Origin of the sequence: Aquimarina sp. AU58, from assembly GCF_900312745.1 — a bacterium.
GTDB classification, from domain to species: Bacteria; Bacteroidota; Bacteroidia; order Flavobacteriales; family Flavobacteriaceae; genus Aquimarina; species Aquimarina spinulae.
In genome coordinates this window covers 2,258,623-2,285,447 of sequence record NZ_OMPD01000014.1, presented here as the reverse complement: position 1 = coordinate 2,285,447, position 26,825 = coordinate 2,258,623, and the positions used below count along the sequence as shown (strand labels likewise).

Genomic DNA, 26,825 nt, shown 5'->3' with positions numbered 1-26,825 from the left:
TTCTTGTCTTTGAAGACATGGCACATTTATCTGTTTTCTTTTTGGATTTTGATATCCGTAAGTATGTAGGAATTTTGTCCATCCCTAACAAAATCTTTAACTTTAATAGCTCCGTTTTTACCTTCTTGAGTCTTAAAAAGAATAATTCTTGGGACCACTGTATCATCAAAGTCCTGTAACCCTCCCGGGGTCTCTTCTATAATTAAACTTTCAAGTAGTATATCATCATTCATAGTATCAAACTCTGTCACTGTTAATGAAGCAGAGCAACTACATAGTTCTTGAGAATTAATAAAAATGGTTTTTTTAGGGTTTATCAATTCATCAAATGTGGTTCCTGATAATGCATCAGGGCTCACAAACCTATTACGGTTAAACATATCACTCAAACCAAAAAAGACAAGGTCAGTACGTTTCTCGATATCAGCAGTGATCTCCTCTGCTGTATATATTTTTCGATCTTCAATACTGTAAAAACTTCCTACAGCATTAGTAGTATGAGCTGTATTAATACCAAACCTAACATCTTTTAGCTCTCTGAGGTTGGTGTTTTTAAAAAACTCGATTTGTTTACTAACTGTCTTTGTTTCTTTTCCATTAGAAACCGTTAGACTAATCGTTTGAACTCCTTCCTGGGTAAATATCACTTCTGGGTTTTCTTCTGTTGACATAGAGGTTGAAACTCCCTCAAAACTCCATTGATATGATGTATCGCTAATCGAGTTATTTTTAAATTGTATACGTGCTGGGATTTGAAAATCATCATCTTCAAAAGCTACTTCAAAATCAAAATCTGATACCAAAAATGGAGCTACAGTAATTGTTTTTTGCTGCTCATATGTCTCTCTTCCATTACTCACTTGTAATGTAACTATATGATCTCCAGGCTCTGTGAAAATGACTTCTTCCGGATTTTGGTCTGTAGATGTTGTAGGAGTACCTCCTTCAAAATTCCATAAAAAAGTATCTGCTCCAAATGATTTATTTTGTAAAGTATATGTAGCTGGAGAGAAATTATCTATACTATTATTAATCTCAAAATCTACAATTACAGCATCATCTATTTGTATCTCCTCTATTCTAGTATCTCTGGACCCATCTTCATTAGTTGCGGTAAGTTCTATTGTATATACTCCTTTTTGATCATACTGTATGACTCCGGGGTTACGGTTAACAGATCTAGAGGGCGTCCCTCCTTCAAAAGTCCATTCATACTCCTCTCCTCCTTCTGTTTTATTAAAAAACACAACTTGTACAGGAATAGAAAAGTCATTATTAAAAACTTCAAAATCAAAATCAACAATAACAGGGATGGCCTCTTCTTTGGCACAACCAAAAAGAGAAAGTACTGATATGATATATATTATTTTTTTCATAGTATAAAAAAGGTTTCAACAAAAACGAAAGTCTTATTCAAACACTAGCTTACGGGTTTCTGAACCTCTAGGAGTTTCCAATAGCATCAAATACACTCCAGAAGGTAGAGAAAGAGAATAGTCTATTAAAAAATCAATATTACTACTTTCGACACGCTCATCTACTATTGTTCCCGACATCAGGCTTATGATCTTTAGTGTTACATTAGCTTCTTCCGCCAGACCAATCTTAGTCTGAAAGTTTCCGTTGTTAGGATTAGGAAATACAATAAACTCTTCTATAAAATCATTTTCAGAATTAGAAACTGCTGGGCCTACTATGGCTGGTTGGACTAAAACAGTTCTTGTGAAATCCTGATAACAGTCTCCTTGAGTTGACCTCAGGGTAACATCATACGATCCTTCTTCATCGAATACGAGAACTATTTGATCCTCTGTTTCAGAAACTACTTCTACTCCTTCAGGGATTGTCCATTCTATTGTTTCTCCAATTGGCTCACTAATATTGACCAGTATAACCTCCTGATTAGTATATGCCTGAGTAGTAATCAAAAAATCTGAATCTATAGGAGTGTCTAAAGCTTCTACTTGTATTTCTCCGATTCCTACACATCCAATACTATTTGTAATAGTAGCTATATATTTACCTGATTGGTTAAGTTCTACTTCACTATCCGAACTCGTAAATCCATTATCACCTGACCATGAATAAGTCGCTCCAGGATCATCAATTGTAATATCAAGATTAAAGGATTGATCTTTACAAAGAGTTCTTTTATTTTCTAAGCGAACAACAATAGGATCTGGATCTTTTAATATTTCTTCATAAACAGCTTTACACCCTTTACTATCGGTTACTTCTATTCTATACACCCCAGAAGGTACTCCATTAATACTGGTCGATGTGTTTCCCGTATTCCAGAGGTAACGATAAGGAGGGCTGCCTCCTGATATATCAACACTTATGCTTCCATCATTCCCGCCAAAACATGTGGGTGAAATCACCGAAACCGTATTCACTTCAAGTCCATTTGGTTGTTCAATCTTTACTCTTCCTTCTACCTGACATCCTTTAGCATCAGATATAAAAACAAGATATGTACCGGCTATAAGATTACTTATTGTCGATGTCGTCTCTCCATTACTCCATTGATAGGTGTATGGCTCAGTTCCTCCTGTAACGATAGCTTCTGCCTTTGCATTACTACCACTAGCACAAGTTACTTCTGTATTTTGAAAGGAAACTTCTAGTTTATCAGGTTGTGCTAAATATTTTGTATTATCAACAGCCTGAATTAATCTATATTCTCTAGAGCCATCAATATCGGTGTACGCTTCATAAGTTCCTAAAACAATTCCATTTGCGTCTTCTACATTTAATGCATAAGTGCCTACACTCAATTCCTCAATAATCTCATCATTATCAGCAATGTCTTGCCAAACTCCTCCTACATTTTTTTTCCAACGATAACAATATGAGCTAAAATTTTCTCTACATTCTCCTGCTTTAGCAAGAGTAGTATCATCAAAAGGAACCCCTCCTGTTACAGTTGCTATTAACGCTCCATCCTGAAACTGATCTGCAATCCCAATAGGATTTATAAAATCAATCCCATCGTTGTATTCGTTTTCGATATGACAAGAAATAGGGTTAAAAACCTCTATGGTAACTTGTAACGGTTCTGGTTGCTGTAAATTAAACTGAACATTGGTTACAAAACATCCTTTTTTATCAGTAGCCGGATTAAAATTAGCATCAAATACATCTAGAGTATACACTCCTGCCCCAACTGAATGCAGTATGGTTTGATATCCCTGATCACCTGAAAGCACAGTATTTATAGTTGTACTGAGTACATCTCCTCTTTCATTTTTCCATACAAACGTATACGTACCATCTGTAAAAGGAGTTCCGTTAAAAATTCTGGCACTTATTCTTCCGTCTTCAAAACCAAAAGCTCTTGGTTGGTTAATAAGTTCTACATCTACATCTACTGGGGTATCAGGTTTATCTATAGTTACCTGCTTGACCATATCATTATTTGAAGCATCTACGGCAATACAACCATTTCTATCCCTCAACTTTATATAATACGTATCAACCCCTAATCCTGTAATAGAATGTGTTGTTGCCGAAGGAAATGACATCCAATTGGTTCCAAAAGTGTCTCCTTCTTTTCTTAAAAGATATTGATATCCACCAACACCACCTGTAGCTGTTAATAAAATCTCACCATCAGCCCCATCAAAACACCAAACATCTGTTTTGTCATCGGCTGGTTCCCTTGCAAAAGCAACTGCATCTGGTTCGCTTACGGTAAATTCTAATGTATGGAATTCTCCATCTGTATAAAAATTCTGAAGAACCCCACCTCGTATATACTTTCCTATAAGGTTATCGAATTTATAATCCCCTGCCGGGAGATTAGAAAACGTCATACTGGATACTGTTCCTGTAGGGGTTATATTTGAATACGCTACACCAGTATCATAAATACCACTGGTGAGTTTTTTATGTAGTGTGAAATTTAATTGATCACCAGACTTAAATGGAGTAAAATTAACGGTTACTTCACCATCACTACCTCCTTTACAAGTTACAGGTGTATTCCTTGCAATTTGAAAATAGGGTGCTGACCTAACGATCCTAAATGATGTAAAATTATGATGTACGGTATGACTATCACATCCATTTCTTGCAAATGCTCCTATGATAATGGTTTTATCCAAAAAGGCATCTTCATTACCGGGTCCTCCTAAAAAATCACTTGGTCTTAAATCAAAAGCTGGCCCATTTGGAGCACCAGGTATATCGATCCATTGATAATTGGTTTTATTAACAAAACCAAGATTACCATTAGCAAAATCTCCTTGTCTGAAAGCGTTTGCTATTGGCTGTATGTTTGACCCTCCTTCTCCTTCTATTCTATATTTCCAATGGTATGCATTGGGGTGATTAGAACCAGTGGCATTGACCCTCATTGGGTCATTGAAACCGGCAATATTAACACCAGAGCCTCCTCTTGTTATACCTGGTAAAGGAATTACTCTAAACCTAAAATTAATACTTTGGGGGTTGATATCACGTCCTACAGGAAAGCTGCCATTAACAACTCCCGTATTGATCGTTTGTGGTTGACATGGATCTACCCCACCAACAGGAAAAGAATATACTTCCTCATGTCTATCACTACTGTTCTTTTTTCTTCTATAATTAAAATGAATACGAATTTCTTTTACTTTATGCTCAAAGTAATATTCTCGTTGCAAATATTGTTCAAAAGGAGCCACCAGTGATTGATTATGACCAATAGACTTTTGAACACCCTCATTAAAATCGCCAAACGATATATAATCTTTTTGTAACGGATTATTCGGTGCTGTATTAAAGGGATATTTAAAAACGTCATAATAGAAAAATTTACTCCAAAAAATAAACTGTTGGCCATTTGTTGCAGGCTTGCCTCCAAAGTCAGGTATAACATATCCTTTAGTAGGATCTTCGTACACAGCAAAAACACTTATTTGATCTGTACGAGGATCAAATCCCAGTCCACGAATAAATTCCTCTACTACTATTTTTGTTTTCTCTGTTGTAGTATCACCAGCCTGAGCAAATATACCAGCACACATCATTACAAAAACTAACATTGACATGATACTCTTATAGTTAATAATTAGGGGCATTTTATATACATTGGTCATAGTTTCATTCTTTTTTACATCATTCATTGTTACAATTTTGTATAGCAGAATAAGGTTTATATTCTCAAAACTTTACTTCCTTTTTTTTCAATTTAGAGTGATTTCCTTTATTGGAAATAGCTTTTATTTGATATACATACGTATTATTTGGAGAAACGGATTCATCGGCCAATTTATTAATTGAACCCGGTAGCTGTTTCCATAGTGTAGGTTTCTCTTCTTTCTTTGATTTATAAATTAAAATTTCTGTAATCATAGCAGACGTTTTCCTCCAGTTTAATACGATTTTATTATTAGTCCTATCCGGTATCACCGTGAATCCCTTAACAAAATCTTCATCGACAGATATCCTACTTGTAACAGTAATTGGAGTAGATGAAACTGATTGAATTCCTGCTTCGTTTTCTGCATATATCGCATAACGATATTTGATTCCAGGATTAATTTGAGCATCTGTATATGTCGATACGGTATCAGTTTTAAAAAGTAACTTCCATTCTGATTTTTCTACATTTTTTCTATACAGTAGATGATTTTTAATGTTAGCACTAGTGCTATTTATCCATGTAAGGGAAATAGCACTGTTATTAACCTTATATCCTGAAAATACAGGTGATGATGGTGGTACTACATTTGGTTTTTTAAGCTCAAGAAGGTCTGAGTATCCCGACATATTATAACGTTTATCTACAGCTACTACCTGATAAAAAACTTTGTCATTCAACGATTTTACCTGAACTGTATCTACAAAACTATTGTTAACAATTGGGGCTATGGTTATCTGCGATAGTTCATCATTTTTAAGGTTACCCCTAAAGACTCTATACCCTAACATATCATTTTCTAAATTCGCTGTCCAATTTAATTTTACGATTCCTAATGTATCGATAACTCCTTGTAAACCTACAGGAGGTGCTGGCGGAAGTGAATCTACAGTTTGCACAAAAGCGGTTAATGAACTCGTACTTTGGTTATTTTTTCCTATTGCCACTACCCTAAAATAATTAGATTCTTCAGGTTGTGTATATACCGAAGTTCGACTGTTAGGGGGTAGATCAGATTTTACAACTTTATAGGGGCCTTTTTCTTTTGGTGCCCAATTAAGTTCGAACCTACTAATCTCATTTTCGGCTTCTTTTTTAAAATCCCATGAAATGATAATATTACCAGAATCATCAATTTTATGCTTTGATATATAAGGAATTGCCGTAAGCTCTTTTACTCCTTCTGCAGCGACTACCTTTGAAGAGCCACTTTGTTCACCAAAGGGAGATATCCCCAATACCCTATAGTAATATTTTTTATTGTTTTGGGATAATGTATCAATATAAAACATCCTTTTTGCAGGATTCTCTGGAGAGTCGTTCAAATTTACTAAAGGGGTATCTCCTCCCAATCTTTTAAAATTTGTACCATCTTCTGATCGTTCTATATAGTATGATGTATAGATAGACCTGAAAAGATCGTACTCCCAAGTAAGCATAATGCTTCTGTCTCTGGGTACGGCAATTAAATCTACAGGAGGAGGTAAAGGCTCAATACCTGAGGTTTTTACCGATACTTTTCCTTCCTTTATTTTTAAAAGTGATTCAGGAACTGCTGTTTGTATTATATACAGGTATTCTTCTCCTGCAACGATATCCTTGTCTTCATACCCCAATGCCGCTAGTTTTGCGGCTTCAAAGCTCATATCAGCAGCAAATAGCCCAAAAGAAAAACGTTGTTCGATTTCTCTAGATTTGTTAACAATCGACGCTAAACCGCCTTGTTGCATTTCTTCTACTTCAAAACTTTCTCCGTATAAAGCCTGTGCAAGAATGGCAGCATAGTCATTAGTCTCGGAAATTTTTTCCCAATCTTCAACAGGACTGGGAAGCAATGGATTTGGTGTAATAACTTTTTTTATTGGTGGATTTACTAATTGACCTTTTTTTAAGATCGTATAACGTTCTATAACATACCCATATCTATTAGCTTTAAGCCATGCTGATGACGTAGTAACCCCCCATCTAAGTAGAATTTTACCTGTATTGGCTCTCGCTACAATTTTTACCTCATCTTTTTGGTTTTCTTGAGAAAAACTTACCAAAAAAGCCATAAAAAACAACAGGCGGATCGATTTCCTATATATACATATATCACTTTTCACTATCGGCATCATCAACTTATTTAATAGGGTTAGTATATTTATAGGTTGCAGAAGTTCCTTTTATTCCTCCAGGCAAAGTATATTGTAGGTTTATGGTATATTTACCATATGATATGAACTTAAAGTATTCAGAAAGAATGCTTAACTCCTGAGGAGTAGTCCCTAAACCTCTAACATAAGATAACCTTACTGCATCCTGAATATTTTCAAAATCCTGATAGTATACCTGGGCCAAATTGTACCTAAATGGAAAACTGGTTGCCCTAGAGTCTATATCTATATTATTTTCGAGACTCGTTAGATAACTTCCTATTATCGGAACTGCTTTTTTAGGTACATATCCATATATAGAATAATCCCTCTTAACACTAGAGCTAAACTTACTTCCCTCTGGGTATTTTTGATATAACACTGGATTTATATCTCTATTAAAATAGGGGTCTTTTAAATCCGATTCTACAACTACAAGAGGTTTATTTTGAGAAAACTTATTTCCTTGTAACTCGACCAAATCAAACCCCTCATGTGTATCTATTCTGGAGACAAGATTAATGACCAGGGAGTTTATTTTTTCATAACTGTTATTATTAATATCAATACTATTTACTTTGTTTTTAAAAGTTTTGTAAGTACTGGTTTTAAAATCATAGGTTAACCTATCTATTTCCCCCTCTTGAAACACATTTTGGGCAGTGTTACTGGTAATACTCAATGTGTTTTGATCATCAAAATTGGTTGTCTGAGTCACTTCCTTATCATTAGTATTATTTTTTGCTCCCCTAGAAGTACTAACAATAGACATTTGATACTTGGTGTCTTTACTTACTTTGGGCAGCTTATAGGTAATCTTATTATCAGCATTTGAATATGTAAAATTAAACTCTTCCTGAGTGCCATTTTCATCTACATATCGCAATGAACTTTTCCATTGTTTATCATCAAAAAGGTAATCCTGCCCTCTTCTTAACTGCACATATCCATTACCATATTCACCAGAATACAACAATTGTTGGTCTACCACAGGGTATGAATATGAAATATTAGACAGTGGAATATTATTGGGTGCAGTTCCTGTAACGAAAGTTCTCTCTTCAGATTCGATAGCTTTTTTCCCATCTTCAAGTATAGTTTGGAATACACCATTTATTTTTTCTTGAAAACTTACCTGTACTGAAGCTTTTAATTTGGTTTGAGGTGGCAAAATATCATCTGAAATAAAGGTTACCCTATCATTATAAAGTCCCCATTCTAGTTTACCTACGATCTCAGTTCCTGATTCATCTGTAAGTGTGAATTTTTCTAGGATAATTTTATAGGTCTTATCTCCATCGTCTTCAGGTAAAACTATTGGCTGGTTCACTCTTAAGGCAAAGGTTGCTTGAGGTGCTGCAAATACATCAACATCATTTCCTCCATCTTTTGGGGTTAGATCGGTAATCATTTTAAGCCCTCCTATAGGAGATGTATTATCAAGTTCACATTCTTCTCCAATAGTAATCTTAAACCTGTATTTCCCTTTGATTAGTCCTCCTAGCAAACTGTATTTTCCTCCGGCATATCCTTTAAACCAATATGGGTTAGGTCCTTTACCTTGCATCAGGATTGCAGCACTACCTTTGATAATTGGTATTTTTTTCTTTTTAAAGAATAGTTTAATCCTAATCCCAAGTTCACCTTGTAAATATGCATAAGCTTGTCCGGTAGCATACCATCCATTGATCCCTACCTCATCACCAGTATTTACACAACGTGCATTGCCATAGTCTTTGAGCATTAGATCAAAGCCAACTCCTGCCTGGAAACGAGCATATAATATCAGGAACCTCAAATCCCCGGTATCTACCTGAAGATCTGCTCCAAATGCAAACCCTCTACCTTGGCCCAAAGAGCCTTCATCTCTTCCATAATCAAGGCTATTTGCATCTACACCAAGTATACTAGCTACTATAGGAGGGGGAGGGGGACTTGAAGGAATATTATCTCCCATCATAAAATACCCTCCTGTTTCTAATGATATAGGGCCTACATTCATTTTTAAACCAAGCCTATCTGTGGGTGTTCCCATGTGTACATACCACTCATCAGGAGAAATATGTATCACTCCATAACCAGCCCTACCGTTTGATGCTCTTCCTTTTATAGCCCCTCCTGCAACATCTACATAAAGATCTAGCTCTGCATGAAACGAATCATTCACAAAATCAAAATCCATCCCCAATTTTGCGCTTATGGCTGCTTTACCAATATATTCAAAATCATATTGTTCTGATGCCTTTTGTAAAAATGTCTTACCTGATTTGGTTTCCAAAGCACCTTTTACCAATTCATTATTAGCCAATTGGCCAAGTTTTTGCTTTAATTTATTTACGGGATTAGAAAAATCAAATGGTTTCATTATTTGTGCTTCTCCAAAGAATCCAAGTCTGTTCACTCCTGCATTGCCATTGAATTCTATTTCAAACCCTGCAGAAACAGGCATTGTCCTTTCATCTCCAATAGCACCAAGTATCATAGCCTTAACGCCCAGATTAGCATCTTCGTTAGGTATATAAGAAAGCCCAGATGGAGAAAAAGAAGAGCCTATATCGGATGTTCTACTCATCTTATAAAAAGCCCCTCCTGCAAAGCCATTTATCTGTAATGGCCCTGTTTGTATTTTTAACCCATGCACTGCTGCATCTACATACCAGTATCTAAAATCTTTCTTTCCAAAAAATGCCTTACTGGTTATAGGACCAAAACTACCAAAAGTACCTTCTAAGTATGCTGAAAAACCATCGCCATACTCGGGATCATCTTCTATAAGTTCTAATGCTCCTTTAAATTTGATCGCACCTAAATTGGCATCTAAATTAATTTTAGATAATTCTATACGATCATATTCCCATTGTTGTTTATATCCTTCTTCCTTATATTTCCCATAGACCCCTAGACGTGTATCCGCCGAAAAACCTTTACTATTCTTCCCCATTAAGTTAACCTTAAGGTCAAATTCGATACCGGCTTCCTGTTCATTAGATCTAAACGCTATATTATCTATAGAAACGGGGAAATTTGCCAGTGCTACTGATCCTTTATATCCTAAATAATCAACCTGAATAATTGGAGAAACAGTTTGAAGAACAAGATTTTGAAATTCTATTCCTTTAAAATCTACTGTTTTACTATTACTACCTGCCTTCGAATTGTTTAATGAGGTTTTCTGATTTGCAGTTATTGACATACTTCCATTCAGGATTGCTTTGGGCCTAAAAGAGCCTTCTACGACCTTTAATTCTACCGAAGAGTTGGGCAATAATTCTGCTTTTGCACTAAAAATATCGAAATCTAAGGTGTCAATTGCAGATACCGTTAATGAGTATTCATCTTCAGAAATAATCCCAACATATGTTAATCCATTTTGATCAGTATTATTTTTCTTAATAGAAGATATTGGAAGTTGTAGTTGTCCTTTAAAATCTGCCCCTATAAATTTACTTGTGGCGATATCAATACTGATTTCTTCTATAGAATATGCCCAGGATTTTGATGTTGATGTACGTCCAGAATCAATAGTAAAAAGATTTTTCGCAGTAAAATATCCTGAAACACCGTAGCTATCTATTAACAAATTTGCAGCTTCAAATTGAACCCTACTATTTGCAGAAATACTTTGTTTGGTTTTAAATTCTTTGGGTAGGCCTACCTTTAGAGAAGCTATATATATACCTCTCCAGGATTCTATATCAGGAAGCAATAAGCCTTCATCAAAGTAATATTGGGGGAAATTAACATTTTCTGTCCTTAAATCACTAAAATCAAAAACAGCCTGGTTTGCAGAAAAGACAAATTTATCGGGTTGACTTGCCAATACAAATGGCGAAAGATTAATATCTACAATAAGGTCATTCCAGTCTGAAGCTGTTGTTTTAAAAGTACCAGTTACTCGATTGGGTATTTGAGTAGTTTTATTGTTCGCTCCAATATATGTTCGGGTATCTGGTAAAGAATTTCCTTTTTCATCTACAGGCAGGATTAAATTTCTAGAAAACTGTACTTCTCCTACTATTCCCATTTCCTTTACTCCATCACAATCAATAGCTACAAATGTTTTATTATTAATAGCAATAGCACCTGTAGTATAATCTAATCCTCCTTTAAGAGTAAGTAACCAATTTCCTGCATTAAAAGGGATAAACATATCCCCTAATAGTACAAGCTTGGCTTCTCCTATAATACCTCCTTGATGAGATAGTTTAATATTGTCAGCTCCAAAATAGAGATCAATTGGATTTCCTTTTTCATCGGTTTGAGGTAATATAACTCTTGCAAAAACTGTAAGTTCTGTATAATCCTTGGTAAATTTAGCTTTAATAAAACCCAATTGATATTCTACTCCATTTATTTCTTTTTTAATACCTACAGGTAGTGCTTGACTATTACTAGTAGCGAAAGAGGATATCCAAGTTCCTAATTTTTCTATTTTCTCAAACCATTTTTTTGCTGTTGCTCTAGAGGTATTGACACTTGGAGGAGTTTCCAAAAATTCATTTTCTATAGTATCAAAATCAAATTCTGGAGATGCTTTCTGCATTAGGTTTTGGATTGGGAATTTTTTATCTAATTCCTTTAAATAAGTAAATTCATCATTAATTTTTTCTTTTTTAATTCTATCTTTTTTACTTATTGACAAAGAATCTTTTTCATTAGCTATAACAAAAAATGAATTTAATGCAACACAAAACAGGACTAAATATAATTTTACTTTCATAGAAACATTTAAGATTTGGGTAAAAAATAGTATCCTCTTTAATCGATATACTAAGATTTAATTTTCATGATTTTTCAATACATACCGTTTACTTCCTTTACAGATATAATCGGAAACAATAGTATCTACGTAAAATCATAAGAAAAGGTTTTTGCATAATAAAAAACTTCTTAATTAGTAATACCAAGTAGGGACAATAGGCTAAAAAGTAACAAAATAGAAAGTAAAATTATATAACTTATACAAGTCTAAAAAACTCATTTCATTGAAAAAACAAGCCTTTAAGCTTTAAATCAAGTGTTTATTAACAAAAATACCTTTGATCTGTATTTTGGTGATAATTGTAAGCAGAGTAGGGTTTATTTTTTTGGATAGATTGTTTTTAGAATTCAGGTTCAAATGAATTGGGCGAGCTTTAAAGTTTTAAAGAGTGTACAGTAAATTTCTCTTTTTTTGCAAGATTTTCTTTACTCCCCCTAAAAGGAAGTGAGTAAAGAAAATTTGTAGCACACCTTATATGAATAAACCGATAGTCATAAATACAATATGACGGTATATAGCTACTTTTAGTTTGCAACATGCACATCTATACTCGCGTACCCTCCATCATTATAGGCATTTAAAAAATCATAATACCCATCTCCATTAAAATCACCAACCCTCCATTGTTGAGAAGGCCAATAGCCCCATTGTTGGGTAGCTCTCCTCTGGGGGAAACCAAAATCTGAACCACTTGATTCATACACGCTTAAATTGGCCTTTCCTGAAGAATCTTCAGCTACAAAAATATCGTCAAACTTGTCTCCATTAAAATCACCTGCCCCCCATTTTTGAGAATCCTTATTAGTATAGCTACCATATCTGGTAGCCCATCTATGATTAGAAAAACTAGAACCATTAGATATACGCACATTAATAGTCGCACGATGTGCATCGTTATAAATCTGTCCAATATCCTCCTTACCATCTCCATTAAAATCACCAACCACCCATTTTTGATATAGGGCATTCCAATACGGTCCTACTTTAGTTGCCCACCTTTGTGAAGAAAAATTAGAGCCATTAGATACACGTACATCAATACTTGTACCATTTTCTTGGTTAAAAATATGTGCAATATCATACTTGCCATCTCCATTAAAGTCACCACTCAACCAGTGTTGATATTGAGCATCCCAATACCCTCCTATCCTGGTAGCCCATCTTTGTAAAGTAAAACCAGAGCCATTAGATACATGTACATTAATAGTCGAATGATTTTCCTCATTATAGATTTGTGCAATATCAAATTTACCATCTCCATTAAAATCACCGCTCACCCATTGTTGATATAGAGCATTCCAATACGGCCCTTGCTTAATTGCCCATGTTTGTAAATAAAAACCAGAACCATTAGATATATGTACATTAATACTTGTACGATGATCATGGTTAAAAACATGTGCAAAATCCTCCTTACCATCGCCATTAAAATCACCGGTTAACCATTGTTGATATTCAGGATCCCAAAATCCTCCTTGTTTAGTTGCCCATCTTTGTGCAGTAAATCTACTCACAGCAGGGTACATCCTTGCAATTCCTTGCATATCTCCTCTTGACAAACCATTTCGTTGCAAATAAAAAATTCTTCCATCTTTTTTTCTGGTCATGGTAGGTTTGTTATTTTTTGAAAAAGCATACGAATCGTACAACATAATACTTCCAAAATCTAATGCTTGGGTATATTCATCTCCATCAAACCCTTGCTCTATATACGTTTGAAAATTATTTGCTCTACCTCGTTCTATATTTTCATAATGAACTGTGACGTATTGGTCTCTGTCTACTCTGCTTTGCTCATGCCATAATCCTACGGCATGACCGATTTCGTGAATAACAACCCCCATTGTACAATCGGAAGCCAATATAATATCTTGTCGACCTCCAACACGACCTATATTAGATGAGCATCCACTACCTTTCTTAAAATGAACATAATCTGATTGATGCGTTCGGGGTATAAATTTTAGAGAAGTATTAGCTTCCCAGTGTGCTATTGCATACGTTACTCGTTCTTTATTAGGCAAATCTCTATCTATCGTATAATATACCGTATTATTTGGCCATCGTGCTTGAGTTCTTCCTGTACTTTTTTGATGTTTTCTTTTAACCATAGCATCAGGAATCACCCGTATGTCTCCATCAAAAATATAATCTTCCTCTATTTTTTCTGCCATTACCGATTGTCCATTCAATTGAATCTCTACCCATTCTCCTCTCGCATTGGGATATGCTTGCTCGACAGAAACATCGGTATTCACCAAAATATTTTCTACGCCTTCGTCTATAGTCTCAGGTGTTTCTTTTTCGCAAGAAATAAGAAATAAACTTAATACCATTGTGTACATGGTAAACCTTTTAATTTTAAAATCATTTTTCATTAATAATTAATTTAAATTAGTTAAGGGTGTACGACAAATTTTCCTTTTAACATAAAATGTACAGTTTTGTGTATATAATTGTACCTGTCCCACCTCTCTTAAAAGGAGGAATATTTATTCCCCTATTGAGGTCTAGGGGAATATTAAGGGAGTAAGGAAAATGTAGTGCTCCTTGATTATATTAATAAATCGATAAATATGATGGTATATAGCTACTTTTCGGTTGAGAGATGTACATCTATAGTTGCAAATCCTCCATCATGAAAGGCTTTTAAGAAATCATAGTATCCATCTCCATTAAAATCACCAACCCTCCATTGTTGAGAAGGCCAATAGCCACCCTGTTGGGTGCCTTTACGATAGGGTAAACCAAAATCTGAACCACTCGATTTGTACACGCTTAAATTGGCATTTCCTAAAAAATCTTCAGCTACAAAAATATCGTCAGCCCCATCTCCATCAAAATCACCTGCTCCCCATTTTTGAGAACCCTCTTTAGTATAACTACCATATCTGGTAGCCCATCTATGATTAGAAAAACTAGAGCCATTAGATATACGTACATTAATAGTCGCGCGATGCGCATCGTTATAAATTTGTCCAATATCATCCTTACCATTCCCATCAAAATCACCAACCACCCATTTTTGATATAGGGCATTCCAATATGGTCCTACTCTAGTTGCCCATCTCCGTGAAAAGAAATTAGAACCATTAGATACACGTACATCAATACTTGCACCATTTTCATGGTTAAAAACATGGGCAATATCACAAAATCCATCTCCATTAAAGTCACCACTCAACCAGTGTTGATATTGAGCATCCCAGTACCCTCCTATCTTAGTGGCCCATCTTTTTAAAGTGAAACCAGAACCATTAGATACATGCACATTAATAGTCGAATAATTTTCTTCGTTATAAATTTGTGCAATATCATCCTTACCATCTCCATTAAAATCACCGCTTACCCATTGTTGATACAGAGCATTCCAATATGGCCCCTGCTTAGTTGCCCATGTTTGTAAATAAAAACCAGAACCATTAGATATATGTACATTAATACTTGTACGATGATCATGGTTAAAAACATGTGCAAAATCCTCCTTACCATCTCCATTAAAATCACCACTCAACCATTGTTGATATTCAGGATCCCAAAATCCTCCTTGCCTAGTTGCCCATCTTTTTTGGGTAAACTCTCTAAGACCAGGATACATTTTTTTAATCCCTTCGATATCACCAGTACTTAAAAAACTTCTATTAGAGGCAAAAGGGGTTCCATTGAGATAGGTCATAGTAGGTTTTCTGAGGCTTTTTGTGAAAGCATACGAATCATACATCATAATACTATTAAAATCTAATGAAGAAGTAAATTCATTTCCGTCAGCCCCCAGTTCTTCATATTTCAAAAAATTAGATTCCCTGCCTGATTCTATATTCTTATAATGAATTTTGACGTATTGGTCTCGATCTTTTCTACTGTGCTCATGATAGAGTCCTACGGCATGGCCAATTTCATGAATAATATTTCCTCGAGTACAATAAGTACCTTCACCTATAATAATCTCTTGCCGGCCTCCAACACGACCTACATAAGATGAACATCCATTACCTTTCTTAAAAAACACATAATCTGATTGACTAGATCCATTCTCTCGTCGTACAAATTTTAAGGGAGTATGAGTTTCCCAGTGTGCTATCGCACTTTTTATAGACTCTTTTTTATCTTTAGGTATACTGCTTTGTATCGCATAATAAACGGTTTTATTTGGCCATCGGGTGTCAAGTCGTGTTCTCCCGACACTTTTTTGATTTTTTTGTTTAACCATGTTATCAGGAGTTACTAACATATCCCCTTCCAGGATATAATTTTCTCCTATTTTTTCTACCATTACCTTTTCTCCATATAATTGAATCTCTACCCATTCTCCTCTTGTATCGGGATATGCTTGCTCGACAGAAACATCGGTATTTACCAAAACATGTTCTACGCTTTCTTCTTCTATAGCCTCTGGTATTTCTTTTTCGCAAGAAATAAAAAATGAACTTAATGCTATTGTATAAATGGCAAGTCTTTTAATTTTAAAATGATTTTTCATTAATAATTAATTTAAATTGATTGTTTAGTATTGAATTCATCTCGACTTTTTTATAGCATAAAAGATTTTAAATCCCTTATATGCTAACTTTATCAAGAAGAGGTTTTATCATCATTAGGAGCTTCTTAAAAAGCTTCCTAGGTTAAAAAAATAATAAGAGGGTGGACAAAATTATACTATATAGATAAATACAAAAAACTCATTTTCTTCTAAAAAATAGGCTTATAACCACTGAATGAAGTGTTTATTAACAAAAATACCTTTGATCTGTATTTTGGTGATAATTGTAAGCAGAGTACACTTCATTTTTTTGGATATGTTGTTTTTAGAATTCAGGTTAAAATGAGTTTATAAAAAAAGCTGTCTTTTATGACAGCCTCTTTTTCTTCTAAAAAATCAATGTACTTATCATTTGTTAGTGATAAGAATCTTTCAATTTTATTTCTCTATTTCTATGAAAAAAGTAAACACCAACCATTTTCATCTAATGTTTGTAGATTTTATTTCAACTTATAGAAAAGGGAGAGTTGGAAAGTTCGATTCTGAAATTTCAAATTTCCATCTCTAGGAGTTCCATTTTCATCATTCCTCAAAACTACATCTTTAAGTACAGAAGAAATACCATGAGTATATCGAATTCCAATCATCCAGTTTTCCATAACAGAATAAGCTAAACCAGCGGATAAACCAAAATCCAGATCGTTATCCCATATGTTCTTAACATCAATTGTTTCTGTTCCAAATTTTGATTTGGCAGATAACAAATAACCAAGCTCAGGCCCTAATTCAAATATCAATTTGTCAAAAATATTGTACCCAAATAATATTGGTAAGTTCAGATAATTAAGATGTAAATTTCCACTACCTGAAGGCTGGGCATTAGCATTACGAAGGCCTTCAAATTTATATCCCTTATTTGAGAAAAGTAATTCGGTATTAAGTAAGAATTTATCTGTAAATTTTATCCTTACAAATATTCCAGCATGGTAACCGAAACGATACTCATTATCTGATCCATTAATTCCTATTTTGTCATTTACTAATACATTGTTGACATAATTGACACCTGCTTTAAGTCCAACTTCAGTTTGCGCTTGTGTTCTTATAAACGTGCCACTTATTATTATAAATAAAAGTAAGGCCCTGGTTTTAATCATTTGATTCGTCTTTATTTGAGTAATCCCATTTAGACTTTTAATTGGGTAAATTGAAAGTCTAAATGAGGTTACATGAAAACATCCTATATCATATCTCCTTATTTGATCACCTTCTTCAAAGAGATTCTACCATCTTTTGTGGTTATCTTCATGACATATAATTTATTTTCAGGAAGGTTACTAACATCCAGCACAACTTTTGATGTATTTACAAAAGGTTCTTCTACTAAACGGTTTCCAAAAAGATCGAATATAGTCACCTTACCAGATTCTATAATAGGTAACTGCACTTGCATAGAATTAGTTATCGGAACTGGTGAGATAACAATTTGTGAAGAATTAACTTCTGCAACCCTAGACGGCTCGGTATAGCTTCCTACAAGTGTTAATCCTGCAATAGGACCACCCGAAGGGTTTACTAATACATGATAAACTCCTGGTTCTACTGGATCCGGGATGACACACTCTTCATTACTTGTATTACCCGCAGATGCACAAATATTTTCTTTAAATGTTGCTGGTTCACCAAGATTTACATATAGATCAGCATCTCCTGGGCGTATCTTAGGATCTCTGCTCAATGCAAATAATAAATCTGTTGCTCCGGCTGGTACTACCATTGTATACCGAAGTTCATCATCATCTTCTCCACGAATATCAGTAACCGGTACACCGTTTTGTAATACATTTGCTGGTACTGTATAACTAGCCGTAAGTGTTAAATTCTCAATAGCCCCTCTATACGGGTTTACAAATACAAAATATGTTCCTGCTTGTACAGGATCAGTAATTTGACATCGCTCATTAGTAGGTAAAGCATTACTCTCTGATTTACAAGTATTATCGGTAAATGTTGGTAATGTTCCTAATTTTACATATAAATCTCCATTTCCAGAACCTCCGTCAGGAGTTGTTAACGCAAATACCAAATCTTCTGCTCCCGCTGGGACTTCTATGCTATAATAAAATTTTGCTTCATCAGGACCTGTGATACCCGTTACCGGCACTCCGTTTTCTAATACAACCGGGGTTATGTTTTCAGGGATTACCGTTACACTTACTATTGCAGTGCTTGTAGCATTATTTGGGTCTGTAAGCGTATAGGTAAATGAATCAGAACCATTAAATCCTGCATTGGGGGTATATGCAATGGTATTGTTTGTAGTATTAACAGACGCAGTACCATTGGCTGGTGCAGTTGCTATTGCAATACTATCCTCATCTGGGTTAAAATTCTCATCATTTGTCAATACGTTGATCGTGTTGGCATCACTATCTTGTACAACACTTACTGCATCATCATTGGCTACAGGTGGTGTCGCAATAACACCTACTGTTATGTCTACCCTTGCTGTACTGGTATCGCCAGTACTATCTTCTATTTGGTAGACTAAAGAGTCTGGACCATTATATTCTGGATCTGGGGTATATACTATACTGTCATCCCCTTGTGAATTTGTTCCTTTATCATCCACAGTAGCTGTACCATTAGTTGGTGAGGTAGTTATTATAACAGCGGTTTCTGTACTAGCTCCATCTCCTCTATAGTTATCATTATCAAGTACTCTGAGGTCATTATTACTGCTATCTACATCTACCGACACTACATCATTATTGGCAATAGGACGAGTATTAACAGGATCTCCCGAACCAAACTCAAACGCTCCTGCATCATAAGGACTTACTCTTTTTACTCCATTACCATCTCTCCACTCTCCCAAGCCAAAAAGATTTACAAAATCAAAGAATCCTGGGGCTATTTGATTGATAAGTGCTTCATCCACAGTGTCGATTAATTCTGATGTGGATTTCAAAGATAAATCTGGGTTTAAATCCATTTGTACCCCTGCAACAGCGTTTTGATCTTTACCAGAAACTTGCTGCCAAGTTGCTAGTCCTTCATAAAAACGACGATTACTGTTGCTACAACATGAAAATATAATATCATCCTCGTTTTCGCTATAAAAATTATAATCATAAGTGGTATAATCACGCCTGTTTAACAACCAGCCATTAACCTGTGCTTCGCTATGCGCATTGGCGAATATATAAGTTTTTGTACTGCCACCATGAGGTCTGGTATGTATAGCATCAAATGCATTACTCGTAGTGTTAAAAGCTACATATACCTCAGAAGTTTGTGAGTTTTCCAGATTAATTCCTGTTCTGGCAACATCTTCTATACGGTTTCCTATAAGGTAATGCCTTCCTCCACCTGCAGAACATTCTATAACTGGGCCGTTAGTATCCCATCCTCTATTATTGTAAAAAAGCACATCTCCTACTTGTTGGCTTGCATCATCATCATTTGTAAAGTAACATTGTGCATTACCACCAGAGCCGCCAACCCATCGTATTGATCGTAAATCCCAACAATCAGAATTTACTACAGCAACTCCGTTTTGAGCTTTGATATCCACGCAGTTTTCTCCTTCACCATGGCCTTTAAGCCTTCCTATATTGATCTGGCCATTTGCATTTTTCTGAAGGTTTTGGTAGGAATCGCCTCCATTACCACTAGAAATTATATCAAGAATCATACAATCAGTGCAGCTAAAGAACCCTATACCATGTATATCCATTTCTTCAAATTTATCATCTCGAAACCCGTTATCTCGTATCGAACAAGAAAATATACTGATATCTGTAGATGCCCTACGTCCTTGTGGACTAAGAGCAGAACCATTGGTTTGTGCTGAATATGCGACCTGACAGTGACGCACAACAACATTATTGTTAGATGCATCCTTTGCTCCTCCTACTTTTACATTCCAGAACCTAAGACCACTAATCACCAAATTATTAGCATCCATAGCCAATAGTGTAGTAGAGGTGCGACCATCTGATGTACTTATGATGGGTTGGTTAGGATTGTTATCTACCCCTACCATAAAAACAGGATTAGCAGCTGTACCATTAAAAGTATAGTTATGTTGTCCTGAATTATTTAAATAATAAGGAGTTTCTGAAGGAATTATCTTAATAAAAGTTCCTGGTCCAAAAACTGTTCTGTGTGGAGGTAACGTAGCTCGAGGTAGGTTAGGAGTTCCCTTTCCTGAAGTAGCACAAGGGTTACATCTGTTATTGATATACCATGCATTAGGTGCTTCTCTATCTGGCCATTCTGCTGGTTCACTGGGGGTTGGTATAAATAACCCCCATTGATTCTCTGGAAAACCTGCTGGCATTACATACTCCTCTGGGCTATTTACCACAAATGTAATCTCTCCAGGAGATGTAGAGCTTCCTGTAGTTTCTACTGCATGATACCTCAGAGTATCTTCACCAGTAAAATCAGAATTTGGCACATACACCAACCCTCTAGAACTGGGGATACTGCCTGTTGATGTGATTAGCGTTTCCTCATAATACAGTTTTCCATTAGTAGGTAACTCATCGATCACCCAATCACTAAAAGCAGATTTTCCTATGGTTTTGGCATTTTTTCCTGTACCAATACGCATAGGGATTTCTCTCACATAGTCTGCCGCAGTTTCTTTGGTTAAGGTGCCGTAACTAAAAAGTGGACTGGTTGCAGATAAGTCTAAGTACTGCATTTTATTTTGTTGTACGTGATACGTAATATCACGAGCTTTTCTAGGCATTATAATGGGATCAGGCCTGGAGACAGTATCTTGAGCCATCGCAAAATTGAGGGGTAATACCATGACTATCATCATGATAGATTTAAATACATTTTTTTTCATTTTAGATTTGATTTGTGTTAAGGCATTAAATTTTGGTTCTTTTTTAGAAGTATTCTGAAAACATAAATAAGTAGAGAAAATGATACTGTCCTCAAACTTTTAAATATTACAACACAGCAAATGGTTATCTTTTTATTAGTATTTAAAGTACCATATTTGGCCCAGATATTTATTTAACCATCCTGTATATAAAGGATCAAGGTGAAGAGGGTTTACTCATACCTCTTCATCCTAAACCCCTTTCTCCTTATTATTCATTACACAACAATGTATTGTAGGGAGAAAACTCAAAACCAGACTAAAACTCAACTATATCCATTAACTTAGGGTCATTTAATAACTATAGCCTAATTTTGAGAGAAAACTAAGTAAGTTTTTTGTATAAATTTTCATCGCTTCAGTAAGAAAACAGAACTTCTAAAATCCATAGTACTCTTTGTATGCTTGACTAACATGTAACTAGTATTACATTAGTTATGAAAAGAGTGAGAAAAAAATCAATTTGTTCTTCTTAAAAAATAATTTGATTTTATAATTGTATATCCGTTTTAGCTTCATTCAGCATTTTTTACATTTTGAAATCGCAAATCTGCTTATAAACTCGCCAAAAAAAACTTTTTCAACCTTTTATAAAAAATATATTAAGTTTCAAAACGGACATACAATATCATAAATACAAGTGTCAATTCTTAAAAACTAAAATTGGTTTACTCTCTTTTTCAAAATTACCTAAACATCAAGTTTCTATCTAAATGAACTGACCTGAAAAAACAATCATTATCCGATGAATTAAGTTTTTTTTAGCCAACAAACCAAGAATTTAAAACGTACAATAAAAAGCTCAGGAAATATCTTATACAAATAGAAGGAAATCGTTTAATGACAATACATTATTTTGTTTTTTATTTAAGAAAATGTTTAGAATTTTTATGATAATTATAACTAAGAATATTACAAATTCATGATTAAGTTTATGCAGTAAATAAACAGCCATAATTCATTTTTAATAAAATTTAGCCTAATTCTTTATTAATTATATACTAAATTTTCAAAACCCCACCAATAATGATAAAAGACAATCTAGATTTAAAAATAATTCAATTACTAAAAAAAAATTCAAGATTTTCATATGCTCAAATAGGGCGAGAAATTGGGCTTTCTTCATCTGCAGTAGGTGAACGAATCCTAAGGTTAGAAGATACAGGTGTAATATTATCTTATACCAGTGAATTAAATTATGAAAAACTAGGATACTCTTTATCTTCCTATATTTCTATGAGTTTTAAAGACAACCAGTTTTATCCCTTTTTAGAATTAGTTGGTAATTTTTCTGAAATCCTGGAGTGTAGTAGAATAACAGGAGTTCATTGTCTTATTATGAAAGTTGTAGTACGGGATAATTATCATTTAGAACAGTTTATCGATATTTTATCTCAATATGGAACTCCTTCAACTTCTGTTATCCTATCTGATATTGTGACCGGAGGAAAAATCACAAATAATAAATGTGTACAACTCTAATAATAAATAAAAACTGAGGTAGAATTCTCAAGATATCCAATAAAAATAATAAGGGAAGAAGTAAATCTACTAAAAGAGGGACTCCCTTGAGATTATTATATTTAGAAAGCAATAAAACAAAAGCTGAAGCATATCAGATGGAATCAAATAATGGTTAATAGATTTTTTATATTTACTTAAAAAATACATAAACGTATTTAATAAGCCATTACCAGCGATTCATGCAAATCAGATTATTATCAAATATTAGAAAAAACAACTACAAATGGATAGTTACAATCCTGTCGGGATTTTTCATTTTTCTGGTATTGTTTGTTTATAGAGCTTACCATATTGATAAAATACCAGCCATAACCGGACACAGCATGTTTGCTAGATCGCTATCACACGCAATTATAACCTCTCTTTCTTTTTATTTAGTTGAATTTCATTTAAGTCCATGGTTGACTATTGATAAAAAGGTTAAACCATTTGTAACTGCATTAATGGCTACGTTTATTGGACTTAACCTTTCATTTCTTGCATTCAATTATTTTTATCAGTGGACAGAATTATACTGGACAAGTTATTGGCCTTTTCTCTATGAATACCCTCTTATTATCGCATTTCCTATTACTTTAAGTATTTTAATTGACCACTTTTTAAGTCATTTTCACAATTCACCGAGTTCATTAATTGTGATTGTATCCAGTAATCAAAGGCAACGGTTTCAAATCAGTATAGAAAATTTACTTTATATTAAATCAGCAGATAATTACATCGAAATATTCTACTTGTCGAACCAACAGGTTAATATGCATCTAATGCGTAAAAGTTTAAAAGATATTGAAGATGAGTTTGGTTTAAATCAATCTTTAATAAGGTGTCATCGAAGTTATATCATTAATTCTAATAACATTGATCATGTAAATCGACTAAACAATAAAATAGAAGTATGTATTGCTGGTGAAGTTATTCCTGTATCTAAAAAATATGCCAGATCACTTGCTAAGAAGTTTCCCAAATTATTCGCCACACATTAAGAAATTTCGTACCAAAACCCCTAAATTAATTGAGAAAGTCTATCCAGAGGTATTCTTTTGTACAAAGCAACTAAATAGAAATATGCAAAGATATATTGTAATTGCCACATGCATTGTTCTTATTTCATTATCCTGCTCTAAACAAAAGAGCGTAAATACTAGTTTCCTAACAAGCAAGTTGGATAGTCTATTTGAAATTGAACATCGTAAAAATCGGTTTGATGGTACTGTTGTGATAGGCACTAAGGATACAATAATCTATAAAAAATCGATAGGCATATCCAATAGAATCTGGAATATCCCAATGCAAATAGATCATCGTTTTGACATTTGTTCTATCAATAAATCATTTATCGCAGCACTAATTCTTATAGCGGTAGAAGAAGGTAAATTATCTCTTAATGATCATCTTACCGATCATATTAATACATATTCATACTCTGGAGAGTTTAATCATAATATCACAATTCATAACTTGCTGAGCCACACTTCTGGTTTACCCGATTATGGTCAGGTACATCCAAATCTTTCAAAAAATAAACACTTAAAATTTAAGCGCAAACACTTTGATAATACAGAGTATATTGATTTCATTAGTAAGATTCCTGCAGTAAGTGATCCAAACCAGCAGTTTTATTACAGCAATTTTGCTTATCACTTGCTTATTATCATTCTGGAAGACCTTTATCAACTTCCTTTTTCTAAACTTTTAGAGCAAAAAATTACTAAACCTCTTAAGCTAGAACATACTTTTAGTACTTCTGACAATCGTATTGTTTTTGAGCATGTAGTAGAAGGATATAATTATAACGAAGCAACTAACGACTGGATGCGAAATCAATTTATTGATCTAACCCTTGGTAGAAGAATATTTTCTTCGGCTGAAGATCTCTATCGTTGGGGAAAAGAAATGAGTTCTCCTGTTCTTTTTAATGACAAACAGATAGAGCTTATGCAAACCAATCACTTATCAGAGATTAATCTCGAAATCTCTTATGGTTACGGTTGGGTGGTATTTGATGGAGAAAAGCAATATCGTATAGGAGATATCGGTATCGATAAAAAATACATCATACATGGGGGAGCTACCGAAGGGTATAAATCTATGCTTATAAATATCGAAAATGGTGAGTATATTATCGCTTTTCTTGCCAATACAGGCGATCAAACAAATGAACTTGATCTTGCTAAAAAAATTACAGCACTACTATATACTACAGAAAATGAAAACTAGATTACTATTTCTAAGCATTACCTTGTTTGTTTCAGGCATCATAAATGCGCAATCTATAACAGGGTTATGGGCCGTAGATCAAGTAAGCGTAGGTGACAAAAAAATGACTCCAATCGCTAAATGGTTTAAATACAATACTGATCACTCTTATCAGGCTGGTAATGGATGGTTACAAAATGACGAAGGTTGCTGGACATACAATAAAAAAGAAAAGCAATTTCTTCCTGAAAGTAAAAATGGTAAAGATGAGTACGGAGCCTTTAAAGTAGAATTTTCTAACAACAAAATGAAATGGGCACGTATAGAAGATGGAATGAAAGTAATAGTTTCTTTATCCAGAATCTCTAATGTACCTAAATCCCCCAAAGATAAAGCTGTCGGAAACTGGCAACTGATATCTGTATACAAGAATCAAGAAAACATTACAAAATCTCACAATCCAGAAGGTAAAGAAGCTATTTTTATTCGCTGGACAGGAACGTACCGCAAAACACATCCGGATACTTCAAGATCAAACGGATATTGGTATATGAATGCACACAAACCCGAACTACACTTAATTGACTATAATCGCGCTATAGATGTTCAGGTATTTATAGTTTCGTTTCAGGGCAACCTGATGACAATGAAACCTAAGAATAACAAAAACATCACATTTACATACAAAAGAAAATAAAAGAGACTACAAATAATATACTTCTATCATACCTCCTCCTCTTTTTCTAGATGAATCTATCTTTTGTCTAAGACTCCAGTACATCACAAAAAAGTGACACTTCGTACCAATCGCCTTTCTTTAAGCGATATATAAAGGTTTCAAAAATACTTTTGCTGGAATTAGAAATTTAAAAAATAAGAATCATTATGAAAAAAATTATTCAGAACTCTATGAGTTTTCTGTGTTTAATCATTGGCATATTGGGCCTAAACAGTTGCGAGAAAGACAACCTTTCTTCAATAAAAAACAATCACCCCTTTGCGATTACATCGGATCACACAAATACTACATATAGTATTAATATTTTGTATCCTCGGGCTTATGATCCTTCAAATAGCTATCATACAATTTATATGTTAGATGGAGATGACTATTTCAAAGAAGCAGCAGATATCGTTGCAGAATCTGGTAGAGAGGATATTATTCTTATCGGAGTGGGATATGCCAATAAAAACCAGAGAGGAAGAGATTACTCTTATCCCGAAGACAGAGATTTTCCCGGAACTTCGGGAGGTGCAAAAGAATTTATCAATTTTGTAAATAACGAACTTATTCCTCATATCGAAAATGAACTTGAAATTGAAAGTGTCGACAGGACATTATTTGGTCATTCTCTAGGTGGATATCTTGCTTTGTATATATTATTTCAGCAAGATCAACCCAATTCTTTTGATAATATTATTGCTGCAAGTTCAAATTTCATGTGGTATAATGCATATCTATTTGATTTAGAACAGCACTATTTTGATACACACGATTCATTAGATAAAAATCTTTATATAACTGTTGGTGATTTAGAAGGAGCTTCGATCAATCTTTTTTATAATGCCTTTAAGGAAAAAATGGATAAACGGTCTTATACTGGTTTAATTCTACATCATGAGAGGTTAAAGAATACTTCGCATAGAAACAGCCCAATAATCACCTTTAAAAAAGGATTATCTATAATTCTATAAATACAACA

General features: G+C 34.3%; 13 protein-coding genes. 5 read left to right on the top strand and 8 right to left on the bottom strand.

Annotated elements, in window-relative coordinates:
- Window positions 1-26 precede the first annotated feature (26 nt).
- From DK441_RS21280 to DK441_RS21245, 8 genes are all read right to left on the bottom strand, one after another.
- The gene (locus tag DK441_RS21280; RefSeq protein ID WP_109852527.1) at window positions 27-1,376 is read right to left on the bottom strand and encodes a PKD domain-containing protein; all 1,350 of its coding nucleotides are present in this window, start codon (window positions 1,374-1,376) and stop codon (window positions 27-29) included.
- A 33-nt stretch (window positions 1,377-1,409) separates the two neighbouring features.
- Window positions 1,410-5,108 (bottom strand): T9SS type A sorting domain-containing protein, encoded by a 3,699-nt coding sequence (locus tag DK441_RS21275; RefSeq protein WP_109852525.1) that lies wholly within the window; start codon window positions 5,106-5,108, stop codon window positions 1,410-1,412.
- 37 nt (window positions 5,109-5,145) lie between these two features.
- Window positions 5,146-7,179: a fibronectin type III domain-containing protein gene (locus DK441_RS21270; RefSeq protein ID WP_109852523.1), complete on the bottom strand. Its 2,034-nt coding sequence runs from the start codon at window positions 7,177-7,179 to the stop codon at window positions 5,146-5,148.
- 67 nt (window positions 7,180-7,246) lie between these two features.
- Window positions 7,247-11,980: a hypothetical protein gene (locus tag DK441_RS21265; protein WP_109852521.1), complete on the bottom strand. Its 4,734-nt coding sequence runs from the start codon at window positions 11,978-11,980 to the stop codon at window positions 7,247-7,249.
- 566 nt (window positions 11,981-12,546) lie between these two features.
- Complete coding sequence (locus DK441_RS21260) at window positions 12,547-14,400, bottom strand: M12 family metallopeptidase (RefSeq protein WP_109852519.1); 1,854 nt, start codon at window positions 14,398-14,400, stop codon at window positions 12,547-12,549.
- A gap of 212 nt (window positions 14,401-14,612) precedes the next feature.
- On the bottom strand, window positions 14,613-16,502 hold the full coding sequence (locus DK441_RS21255) for a M12 family metallopeptidase (protein ID WP_109852517.1): 1,890 nt from the start codon (window positions 16,500-16,502) through the stop codon (window positions 14,613-14,615).
- 500 nt (window positions 16,503-17,002) lie between these two features.
- On the bottom strand, window positions 17,003-17,659 hold the full coding sequence (locus DK441_RS21250; protein ID WP_109852515.1) for a porin family protein: 657 nt from the start codon (window positions 17,657-17,659) through the stop codon (window positions 17,003-17,005).
- A 98-nt stretch (window positions 17,660-17,757) separates the two neighbouring features.
- On the bottom strand, window positions 17,758-21,366 hold the full coding sequence (locus tag DK441_RS21245) for an Ig-like domain-containing protein (protein ID WP_109852512.1): 3,609 nt from the start codon (window positions 21,364-21,366) through the stop codon (window positions 17,758-17,760).
- Window positions 21,367-22,431: 1,065 nt separating this feature from the next.
- On the opposite strand from DK441_RS21245, the gene DK441_RS21240 reads away from it, so the two are divergent.
- From DK441_RS21240 to DK441_RS21220, 5 genes are all read left to right on the top strand, one after another.
- A complete protein-coding gene (locus DK441_RS21240; RefSeq protein ID WP_074410275.1) occupies window positions 22,432-22,887 on the top strand; it encodes an Lrp/AsnC family transcriptional regulator in 456 nt (151 codons plus the stop codon).
- Window positions 22,888-23,108: 221 nt separating this feature from the next.
- Window positions 23,109-23,909: a LytTR family DNA-binding domain-containing protein gene (locus tag DK441_RS21235; RefSeq protein ID WP_109852510.1), complete on the top strand. Its 801-nt coding sequence runs from the start codon at window positions 23,109-23,111 to the stop codon at window positions 23,907-23,909.
- An 82-nt stretch (window positions 23,910-23,991) separates the two neighbouring features.
- Window positions 23,992-25,143, top strand: a complete 1,152-nt coding sequence (locus DK441_RS21230; RefSeq protein ID WP_160112213.1) for a serine hydrolase — start codon at window positions 23,992-23,994, stop codon at window positions 25,141-25,143.
- Window positions 25,133-25,819, top strand: coding sequence for a hypothetical protein (locus DK441_RS21225; RefSeq protein WP_109852505.1), 687 nt, complete (start codon window positions 25,133-25,135; stop codon window positions 25,817-25,819). The genes DK441_RS21230 and DK441_RS21225 overlap by 11 nt, the downstream gene beginning before the upstream one ends.
- A gap of 188 nt (window positions 25,820-26,007) precedes the next feature.
- Window positions 26,008-26,817, top strand: coding sequence for an alpha/beta hydrolase (locus DK441_RS21220; protein ID WP_109852503.1), 810 nt, complete (start codon window positions 26,008-26,010; stop codon window positions 26,815-26,817).
- The last annotated feature ends 8 nt before the right edge of the window (window positions 26,818-26,825 follow it).